The 10,356-nt window shown below is 52.9% G+C and carries 8 protein-coding genes and 1 pseudogene; 6 read left to right on the top strand and 3 right to left on the bottom strand.

The genetic code is table 11. From position 1 onward, the window contains the following. Positions 1 to 175: 175 nt before the first annotated feature. The 6 genes from ACWIZX_RS09390 to ACWIZX_RS09365 all read left to right on the top strand — a co-directional run bounded on the left by ACWIZX_RS09390 (position 176) and on the right by ACWIZX_RS09365 (position 7,096). The gene (locus tag ACWIZX_RS09390) at positions 176 to 1,210 is read left to right on the top strand and encodes a LacI family DNA-binding transcriptional regulator (RefSeq protein ID WP_448335574.1); all 1,035 of its coding nucleotides are present in this window, start codon (positions 176 to 178) and stop codon (positions 1,208 to 1,210) included. A 165-nt stretch (positions 1,211 to 1,375) separates the two neighbouring features. Beyond that, on the top strand, positions 1,376 to 3,175 hold the full coding sequence (locus ACWIZX_RS09385; protein WP_448335573.1) for an ABC transporter substrate-binding protein: 1,800 nt from the start codon (positions 1,376 to 1,378) through the stop codon (positions 3,173 to 3,175). A gap of 117 nt (positions 3,176 to 3,292) precedes the next feature. Further along, entirely contained in the window at positions 3,293 to 4,291 is a 999-nt protein-coding gene (locus ACWIZX_RS09380) for an ABC transporter permease (protein ID WP_448335572.1), read from the top strand. Beyond that, positions 4,288 to 5,139 carry an ABC transporter permease gene (locus ACWIZX_RS09375; protein WP_322793771.1) on the top strand — a complete coding sequence of 284 codons (852 nt, stop codon included), beginning with the start codon at positions 4,288 to 4,290 and terminating at the stop codon, positions 5,137 to 5,139. The genes ACWIZX_RS09380 and ACWIZX_RS09375 overlap by 4 nt, the downstream gene beginning before the upstream one ends. 3 nt (positions 5,140 to 5,142) lie before the next feature. Beyond that, positions 5,143 to 6,114 (top strand): ABC transporter ATP-binding protein, encoded by a 972-nt coding sequence (locus ACWIZX_RS09370; protein WP_322793770.1) that lies wholly within the window; start codon positions 5,143 to 5,145, stop codon positions 6,112 to 6,114. Beyond that, on the top strand, positions 6,098 to 7,096 hold the full coding sequence (locus ACWIZX_RS09365) for an ABC transporter ATP-binding protein (RefSeq protein ID WP_448335571.1): 999 nt from the start codon (positions 6,098 to 6,100) through the stop codon (positions 7,094 to 7,096). The genes ACWIZX_RS09370 and ACWIZX_RS09365 overlap by 17 nt, the downstream gene beginning before the upstream one ends. 254 nt (positions 7,097 to 7,350) lie before the next feature. Here the strand turns inward: ACWIZX_RS09365 and ACWIZX_RS09360 are convergent, their stop codons facing one another. The 3 genes and pseudogenes from ACWIZX_RS09360 to ACWIZX_RS09350 all read right to left on the bottom strand — a co-directional run. Further along, a complete protein-coding gene (locus ACWIZX_RS09360) occupies positions 7,351 to 8,538 on the bottom strand; it encodes a sugar ABC transporter permease (RefSeq protein WP_448335570.1) in 1,188 nt (395 codons plus the stop codon). 11 nt (positions 8,539 to 8,549) lie between these two features. Beyond that, the gene (locus ACWIZX_RS09355; protein WP_448335569.1) at positions 8,550 to 10,070 is read right to left on the bottom strand and encodes an ATP-binding cassette domain-containing protein; all 1,521 of its coding nucleotides are present in this window, start codon (positions 10,068 to 10,070) and stop codon (positions 8,550 to 8,552) included. A gap of 161 nt (positions 10,071 to 10,231) precedes the next feature. Further along, positions 10,232 to 10,356, bottom strand: a pseudogene (locus ACWIZX_RS09350) (sugar ABC transporter substrate-binding protein); the annotation flags it as partial.

The following is a 10,356-nucleotide window of genomic DNA, read 5'->3' as shown; positions in this document are numbered from 1 at the left end:
GAAAATGGAGAGAAATGCCAGGTCTTTAGTAAATCTTAAAATTTTAAAAGACATAATTCAAAAATAACTGATTGACAAATGTTCATAATTTTCCTATAATGAAATTGATTGGGAGCGCTTCCAACATCATCGTCTCCCAGCCTCGTTCCCCGTATTCCTTTTCAAGCGATCCGTTATGCCCAATCTGACTCTGGAAGACATTGCCCGTCAGGCAGGTGTATCTCGCTCTACCGTTTCGCGCGTCCTCAATGACCATCCCAATGTGCGCGAGGAAGTGCGTCAGCGCGTATTGGAGGTGATTCGCCAGACCGGATTTCATCCCAATGCTGCCGCCCGCACCCTGGCGTCGCAACGGTCGCTCATGCTCGGCCTGGTGCTGCCGCGCAGTGTCAGTTCCTTTTTCAGTGACCCGTATTTTCCCCGGCTCACGCAGGGGATTGCTCAGGCGTGCAATCATTTCAACTACTCGCTTGCCCTCTTTCTGGTCGGCAGCTCCGAGGATGAGGCCAAAATTTACCCGCGCATCTCGCGGCGCGGGATGCTGGACGGCGTCCTGCTCCAGTCCGGGCAGATTGGTGATCAACTGATGGACCGCTTGCTGGCTTCCAACATCCCTCTGGTTGTCATCGGCCGGCCCTTCCATGCCGACGGGGTGAGTTTTGTGGACGTGGATAATGTCAATGCGGCTTACAACGCCGTCAGTCACCTGATTCGGCTGGGATACCAGCGGATTGCCACGATCGCCGGTACCGGCAATTCCACCGTGAGCATTGACCGCAAAGAAGGCTATGCCCGCGCGCTTTTCGAGCGGGGCAGAAAACTTGACCCTGCACTGATCGCCGAAGGCGATTACACCGAGGCAGGGGGGTATTACGCCATGCAGGCCTTGCTACCAGCCCGCCCGGATGCGGTTTTTGCCGCCTCGGATGCGATGGCGGTTGGCGGAATGCGCGCCATCCGCGAAGCGGGGCTGCGCGTTCCCGAAGATATTGCCGTGGTTGGTTTTGACGATTTGCCAATGGCAGCCTCGGCTACACCGCCGTTGACCACCGTGCGTCAGCCGATTGCTCCGTTGGGTTTCAAGGCAGTGGAGGTGCTGCTCGATCTGATCGAAAATGGGGTGCAACCGCCCCGCCGAATCATCATGGATACCGAACTGGTGATTCGCGATTCCTGCGGCGCATTAAAACGCCGCGTTGTGCAGGGATGAAAAATTTTACGTAATTTTGGGAGCGCTCCCAAAACAATTTGATCTTTTCTAAAAATTTTAAAGGAGGTGATCATCCTGGAGGAGATGGATGCAAAGAAACCCGACCCAACACCGCTCAAAAAACCCTGTAACCCTTGTTTTTCCTGAAGAAAGGAGAAAGGAACCATGCGTAAGTTTGCTTTGTATCTATTCACGGGGCTGATTCTGGCCAGCCTGCTGCTGGCTGCCTGCGGTCCCACTGCCACACCCACTCCCGCAACCATCATCCAGACGGTTGAAGTGGAAAAGAAAGTGGTGGAGACTCAGATTGTCGAGGTGGTGGCCACCCCTGAACCGGGTCCAACCAGCTATCCGCGCAACGAAACGCTCTACGTCAGTGGCGCGGCCTGGGGGCCGGCCTCTACCTGGAATCCCTTCCAGCCGGGCATGCTGGCCAACACCACCGGTACAATCGGTTTTCTCTACGAATTCCTCTTCAATTACGATCCATTGACCGACAAATTCATCCCCTGGCTGGCAGAAAAAGGGGAGTGGACCAACCCCACCACCTATGCCCTTACTCTGCGCAAGGGCTTGACCTGGAGCGATGGCAAACCCCTGACGGCCGAAGATGTCAAATTCACTCTCGAACTCGGCAAGAGGTTTCCAGCCCTGTGGTTCTCGCCGGTCTGGACGAACACCGGGCTCACCGACGTCAAGGTGATCAATGAAACCAGCCTGACCCTGACCTTCAAAGATCCGCTTTATCAGGAATGGGATAACTACCTCTTCAACCTGCCGATTGTCCCCAAACACCTGTGGGAAGGCCGCAGTGAGGAAGAAGTCACCACCGGCGCGAACGAAAAACCGGTAGGCTCCGGTGCTTACATGTACCTCACCCATGCCGAGGACCGCAACGTTTGGGTGCGGAACGAAAACTGGTGGGGAATTTCCATCTTCGGCAAACCGGCACCCAAGTACATTGTGGATATTCGCACCTCCAGCAATAATGTTGCCCTGGGCATGGTCGTCAAAGGCGAACTGGATCTGAGCAACAACTTCCTGCCCGGCATTGCCACGCTTGCCGAGAAGGGTTATGTCAAGACTTTCTATGAAAAACCGCCTTACATGCTTTCGGCCAACACGGCGGTGCTGTTCCTGAACACTACCAAGAAGCCGATGGATGATGCCAAATTCCGCCGCGCCCTGGCTTTTGCCATTGATGTTCCCTCAATCGTCAATGTAGCGTATGCCAATCTGGTCAAGGCTGCCAGCCCCTCCGGTCTGTTGCCGACCATGAGCAAATACGAGGATGTCGAAGTGATTGCCCGACTGGGCTACACTTTTGATACCGCCAAAGCCAGGCAAATGCTCGCAGATGCCGGTTATCGGGATGTCAACGGGGATGGCTTTGTGGAGGCGCCGGATGGTTCGGAAATCAAGTTGCAGGTAACCTGCCCGAACGGTTGGACGGACTGGATGGCGGCGATTGACATCATTGCTTCCAGTGCCCAGTCGGCCGGTATTAATATTCAGGCCGCCTATCCGGATTACGGCGCTTGGAACACTGCCTTGCAGGGTGCCACCTTTGACATGACGCTCAACAACTGGGCACAGATGAGCAATACCCCCTGGACCCTGTACAACCTGCTCTTCCGCCATCCGATTCAGGAGCAAATGCAGTCCGGTAACTTCGGGCGCTACGCCAATCAGGAAATGTTCGATCTGGTGGATGCTCTGGCGCGTGTCCCAACCAGCGACGAAGCGGGAATGAAGGAAGCCACCAGCAAGATTCAGGAACTGATGCTCTCCGAAATGCCGATGATCCCGCTGTGGTACAACGGATTGTGGGCGCAGTGGACTGAATCAGCCTGGACGAACTGGCCCAGCGAGAAGAATCCGGTCTCGCTGCCTTCCACCTGGTCCGGTTACTGGCAGATGGGTGGTTTGCAGACTCTGATCAACCTGAAGCCGGTTTCACCCTAGGCGCTGATCTGGCGAAGCCGCCTCTTTCCGCAAGGGGGAGGCGGCATCCCTTCTCCTTTGCGGAATTAAAGTTTGTAAGAAACTGAGAGTAGAGAAAAAGACCAGCAGGAGATTTTCATGCGGCGTTATCTGATTCGGAAAATGGTGATTTATGCGCTGACGTTTTTTCTGGCTGTGACCATTGACTGGTTGATTCCGCGCTTTATGCCAGGCGACCCGATCCGCAACATGCTGACGCGGGTTTCGGTTGCCTCCAACGCAACTGCCATTCAAATGATGTACGATTACTACGCCCGTTTGTTTGGGTTGGATTTACCTCTCTGGCAGCAATACCTCAACTTTTGGAAAGCCCTTTTTCAGGGCGATTTGGGCATCAGCACGTATTTGTTCCCAACGCCGGTGGTGGATGTGCTCAAACGGGCTGTGCCTTACGATGTCTTTTTGCTGGTGCCTGCCGTCCTTTTGGGATGGTACACCGGCAACAAGTTTGGGGCTTTTGCTGCGCGTTCCAAACGTCTGGATAATTTCGTCCTTCCAATCAGTTACATTCTGACTGCCACGCCTTACATGTGGCTGGGCATTCTGATGGCGTGGTTTTTTGGGATTGTGGTCGGCATTTTCCCCATCGCGGGAGCCTACTCCTTCTCGTTACGGCCTACCTGGTCAGTGACTTTCCTGCTCGACCTGCTTCATCACTGGTTCCTGCCTTTCGCCTCATTATTTATCATCGAGTTTGGCGGCTGGGCAATTGGGATGCGTAATATGATCATCTACGAACTGGAAGCCGAGTACTCGCGTTACCTGAATGCGCTGGGTGCTCCAAAAAGTCTGGTCCGGAAATATGCTTTTGACAACGCCATCCTGCCCCAAATTACCGGTTTAGCCCTCAAATTGGGGGTCATCGTTGCCGGAGCCCTGGTGACCGAAGTGGTGTTTTCCTATCCGGGTATCGGCTATCTTCTGCTGGCAGCCATCCAGAATCAGGATTATTTTCTGATTCAGGGTTGTTTTCTCTTCATCGTGTTGGGTGTTTTAATTGCCAATTTTGTCATTGATCTGGTTTATCTGGTGGTTGACCCGCGTACAAGAAGGGGAATGGTGGGAGAGTCGGCATGAAGAAGCGCAGTGAAGTTCTTTATTTCACCTTACGCAATAAAAAACTGCTGATCGGGAGCGGAATCATCCTGTTCTTCCTGATTCTGGCACTGATCGGACCCACTTTTACGAAGTACAAGCCTTTGGAATATGCCAGCCCGCGCGGTGCCGAGCCACCTTCGACCCATTTCTGGATGGGCACAACCTTTTTCGGGCAGGATGTTTTTTCGCAATTTGTGAACGGCCTGCGGGCTACTTTTGTGGTCGGTCTGCTCGGCGGCGGGCTTGGCACGCTGGTGGGGATGCTGATCGGGTTCACGGCCGGATACCGCGGGGGCATTGTGGATGAAATCCTTAACGCCTTCACCAACATTGTGCTGGTGATTCCCACGCTGGCCGTTCTGTTGATTATTGCGGCGTATTTACAGGTGCGCAGCCTGCTCATGGAATGTCTGTTCATTGGACTAACCGCCTGGCCGTGGGTTGCCCGCGCCATCCGCGCTCAAACCTTTTCGCTGCGCACGCGGGAGTTTGTGGATCTGGCGAAACTGAGCGGCATGAAACCGCTCCGGATCATTCGTGATGAGATTGCTCCCAATATGATGTCTTACCTCGTTCTGGTTTTCATTTTGCAGTTTGGCGGGGCCATTCTCACCGCCGCAACCCTGGATTTTATTGGATTGGGACCGACCAATACCATTTCGCTGGGATTGATGATGCAATACGCCGTCCTGTGGGGGGCATTACCGTTTGGAATGTGGTGGTGGTTTGTGCCGCCGGGGCTGGCCATCACGGCGATTGTCGGCGCGCTTTATAGCATGAATGTTGGGCTGGATGAAATTTTTAACCCGAAACTTCGCGAGATTTGAACCATGGCTTTAAAAGTTGAGAACCTGACCGTATATTACCAGACCCTGCGAGGCGATGTACGCGCCCTGGAACATGCCAGTTTTCAGCTGGCAGATGGCGAAATCATGGGGCTGGCGGGTGAATCGGGCTGCGGAAAGACGACTTTGGGCCACAGCCTGATTGTACTCTTCCCACCGATGAAATACATCAGCGGGCGGGTGGAGGTGGACGGCGAGGAAATTCCGATTTGGGATGCCGAAGGAATGAATACCCACCGGTTTCGCAAAATCTCCCTGATTCCCCAGTATGCCATGAACGCCATGAACCCGATTCGTAAAATCGGCGTTATGATCCGCGAACTGCTCGAATCGCGCGGGGTTCACTACAAGGACATTCTGCCCGAATTGAAACGACGGCTTGATCTGGTGGCTTTGCCGCATGAAGTGTTGAAGATGTACCCAATTGAACTTTCGGGAGGGATGAAACAGCGCATGGTGATGGTAATTTCCTCATTGCTCAACCCCTCGCTGTTGATTGCCGATGAGATCACCTCCGCGCTGGATGTGGCTACCCAGAAAGCGGTGGCAGAGATGCTGGTGGAATTTCGAGACCGGGAGTTTGTCAAAAACCTGATCGTGATTACCCACGATATATCCATTCTGTATCAGATCGCCGACAGTATCTTGATCATGTACGCCGGTGTGCTGGCTGAAAAAGCCCCCACCCGATCCATTATCGAGTCGCCCCGTCATCCATATACCCGGCTGTTGATCTCGGCCTTGCCGGAGGTGGGGGTGCGCTTTGCCGAAAAGCGTTTGCAGGGCATTCCTGGTAATCCTCCCTTGCTCTTGAATCCGCCGACGGGCTGCCGTTTCCGGGAACGCTGCCCGCTGGCTTACGAACGCTGTCTGGAAGAACCACCCTTTATTGAAGTTGAGAGGGATCATTTTGTTGCCTGCTGGAAGGAGTACGAGAATCATGCTCAGGCTGGATAAGGTTTCCAAGATTTATCGGGTTGGGGCGTTCGGGGGCCGGGCGCTGCTGGCTGTGAACAAAGTGAGTTTTGAAGTTCACAAGGGGCAGGTGGTTTCGTTGATTGGGGAAAGCGGCAGCGGAAAAAGCACCATCGGTAAAATGATTTTGCGTTTATTGAATGCCAGCGAAGGAAAAATTTTCTATAACGGTGAAGATATTGCCGGTTTTGAGGGCGAAGCCTTGAAAAATTATTACCGGCAGGTACAGGGTGTCTTTCAGGATCCGTTCAGTTCGTATAATCCGATCTTCAAAGCCGACCGGATTTTTAAAGTCGTGCATGAAGAATTCTTCCCGCAAGTATCTGACGCCGAATGGGGGGAGCGGGTTGAGAAGGCGCTTTCTTCGGTAGGTTTAAATCCGGCGCATGTGTTGAATAAATATCCTCACCAGCTCAGCGGCGGGCAATTGCAGCGTTTTTTGATTGCGCGGGCTTTGTTGCTGAACATTTCGTTTCTGGTGGCGGATGAAATCATCAGCATGCTGGATGCTTCGACGCGGATTGATGTGCTGAACCTGCTGGCAGACCTCAAAGCTTATGGTCTGTCGATCCTGTTCATCACCCACGATCTTTCACTGGCCTATTACATCAGCGAACGGGCGGTCATTCTATATAAAGGCAACATTGTTGAACAGGGTGCAGTGGAAAAGATTTTCAACACCCCTCTGCATCCCTACACCCGCATGTTGATGGAATCGGTGCCAAGGCTGGACCGTAAATGGGAAAAAGAGATTACGCTGGTAGAGCGGGATGTGGAAAATTTACGGCGCGGATGCCCGTATTATCACCGCTGCCCGGTGGCGGAGAAGCGCTGTGCGGTTGATCAACCGCCGCTGGTTGAGGTAGATGAGGACCACTGGGTGGCCTGTGTGCACTATGAGAGCGGTGCAGATTTGGTGAAGCCGCTTTCCCTTGCCGGGCAGGAACCTCACACAGTGGTTTGAGGCTGGTACAGTACGAATTTTTTCGTATAGATAAACTCAAACCTCTCTGAAACGGGGGTGGTAGCGCACAACGCCGCTTTTGCCCTTCAGCGCGTTCTCACGCAATTCCAGCACCATGAACACTTCTTCGCATCGAGAGCATAAGGGATTAATGCCGATCCGATTCCCTGATTTACTAAATCACGTTCAATTAAAATTTCCAACAGGGGTGCTGATCAAAGCTGGGCACCCCTGTTGAACTTGGAATGGAAGTTTTATCCGCGGCGCGAGCGGGTCACCACGTCAAAGATCACTGCGATCAGCAGTACGGCACCGCGGACGACATACTGCAGGGAAATATCGGTGTTCATCAGGTTCATGCCGCTAGTCAGCGAGGTCATCACCAGCGCGCCGATCAGCGAACCCATGACCTTCCCTACACCACCTGCCGCCGAAACACCGCCCACGTATGCCGCGGCAATAGCATCCAACTCAAACAGTGTTCCCGCGGTTGTGGTGGCAGACTGCAGACGCGAAGAGAAGAGGATGCCCGAGAGCGCAGAGAGCATGCCCATGGAAGCAAACACGATGATTGTGATGCGCTTGGTGTTGATACCGCTCAATTCGGCCGCTTCGGGATTACCGCCCATGGCGTAAATGTGGCGTCCCAGCACGGTTTGGGTGGTGATGAAGTGATACACGCCCACCACCAGCAGGACGATAACCACCGTCCAGGACAGGCCATTGTAGCCAGCCAATACCCAGGTGACTCCCATGATCAATACGGAAATGAAAACGAGTTTGAGGATGAAAATTTCCAGTGGGAGCACGTCAAATCCATATTCCTTCTTTTTGCGCCGGCTGTTGATGTCATTCCACGCGAAGAGAATGAACCCCAAAACTCCCAGTAAAATGGTCAGGTTATGAAAGTCGGGTATGAGGCGCAGGGCTTCGGGCAAATCGGGGATGTAGCCGTTGCCAATTTTGTTGTAGGCTTCATTGGGGATGATGATCGTCCCGGTTCTGTTGGTTGCCAGAAGCAGAGCACCGCGGTAAATGAGCCAGCCTGCCAGCGATGCTACAAAGGCGGGAACCTTCAGTTCTGCAACCGGCAGGGCGGTCAGGGTGCCGGCCAGTGCGCCTAAAATCAGCACAAACGGAATGACCACAACCACGGGCCAGTGCCAGAAAACCAGCGCAATGGCCGCCACTGCACCTAAAAAGCCCGCCAGAAAACCAACCGAAAGGTCAATGTGGCGAATGACGATCACCAGCGTCATTCCGACGGCTAACACGGCAATGTAGCCCGTCTGGTTGAGCAGATTACTCAGGTTGCGGGAAGAAATGAACAGTCCGTTGGTGGTCACAGAAAAAATTGCCATGATGATCAGCAGGGCAATGTACATGCCGTACTCACGGACGTTTTGACGCATGATCGTGGTGAGATTCTTCATAAAGGTCATAAATGCGTCTCCTAGTTGGTTGCTAACTCCATGATTTTTTCTTGCGTGGCTTCTTCGGCGGATAATTCGCCCGTGATGCGTCCGGAGGAGAGCACATAAACGCGATCGCTCATTCCCAGCACCTCGGGGAGTTCCGAAGAAATCATGATAATGCTCATCCCTTCTGCTACCAGATTCCGCATGATGGAGTGAATTTCGTACTTGGCGCCCACATCAATACCGCGGGTGGGATCATCCAGAATCAGCAGACTGGGTTCCACAAATAACCACTTGGCAATGGAAACCTTTTGCTGGTTCCCACCGCTGAGATTACCCACAATCTGCTCGACTGATGGCGCTTTGATGTTCAGGGAAGCATGGTAGCGATTCGCCAGCGCCACTTCGGCGTTGGCATCAATGACCCCGCCTTTTGCCAGTGCCTGCAGATTGGCGATGGTGATATTTTGCCTGATGTCCTGAATCAGGATCAACCCCTTAGCCTTGCGGTCTTCGGTAACGTACGCCAGCCCTTCGCGGATTGCCTGGTGAGGATGCGTGAAGCGTTGTTTTTTACCCTTAAAGATCATTTCGCCTTGAATCTGGTAGCCGTAGGGGTTGCCAAACAAACTGAGCGCCAGTTCGGTGCGCCCGGCGCCCATCAAGCCGGCAATACCTACAATCTCTCCACGGCGTACGTAAAATGAAACATCCTTGAGGATGGTACGTCCTAATTCGGGGTCATAGGCCGTCCAATTTTTGACTTCAAGGAGAACTTCATCGCGAGGCTTGGAAACTGCCGGTGGGAACACGCTATCCAGTTCCCGTCCCACCATGTGTTTGATCAGAATTCGCTCGGTCACTTCCTCGGTTCGGGGATTGAGCGTGCAAATCGTCTCGCCATCCCGCAGGACGGTGATGCGGTCGGCAATATCCAGCACTTCTTTGAGTTTGTGAGAAATCAAAATAGAGGTGACTCCAACACGTTTCAGGTCGCGGATGAGATTGAGCAAGTTCTCACTCTCTACCTCATTTAAGGCGGAGGTCGGTTCATCAAGGATGAGCAGGCGTACCTCTCGGCTTAACGCTTTGGCAATTTCCACCAACTGCTGTTTTCCAACGCTCAGGTCTTTTACTTTCGTGGCAGGATTGATGTTCAATCCCACCCGGCGCATGACCTCATCCGCCCGGCGGATGGTTTCGTTCCAATCCACAATGCCGTTGCGTTGAATTTCATTGCCGATAAAAATATTTTCGTACACCGAAAGTTCTGGAACCAGCGCCAGTTCCTGATAAATAATGCCAATGCCGGCTTTTTCGCTGTCACGTACGCCGGAAAATTTTTGCTCCTGCCCGTTTAGAAAGATTTGCCCCTCGTAGTTACCGTAAGGGTACACCCCGCTCAGCACCTTCATGAGTGTGGATTTACCCGCCCCGTTTTCTCCTACCAAACAATGAACTTCCCCCTCCATAACGGTAAAACTGACATTTTTCAGCGCTTTTACCCCGGGGAATTCCTTGACGATTTGTTTCATTTCCAAAATTGGGGCACTCATAGAAACTCCCACCAGATGAATTGGATTCTTACCTTCCTTGCAGACGATAATACAATATGGGTTATCCAGGTTTTGATAATGAGTATATACCCGTTTGTCCACAAGAACAGACCGGGAATAGGGGGGTGCATCCCGTTATTCCCGGTCTGTATTTTCAAGAATTACGGCAGGCCGGTGAAGTCACTGGCGGGCCAGTAACCGGAATCGATGATGGCTTCTTTGACGTTACTCTTGTCCACCGTTACCACCACGGATGGTTTGGCGGGCACGTCAATCTTGCCATTGT

Source organism: Bellilinea sp., from assembly GCF_053501535.1.
Note: the sequence above shows the minus strand (reverse complement) of the source record. Positions and strands in the feature narration are given on the sequence as shown.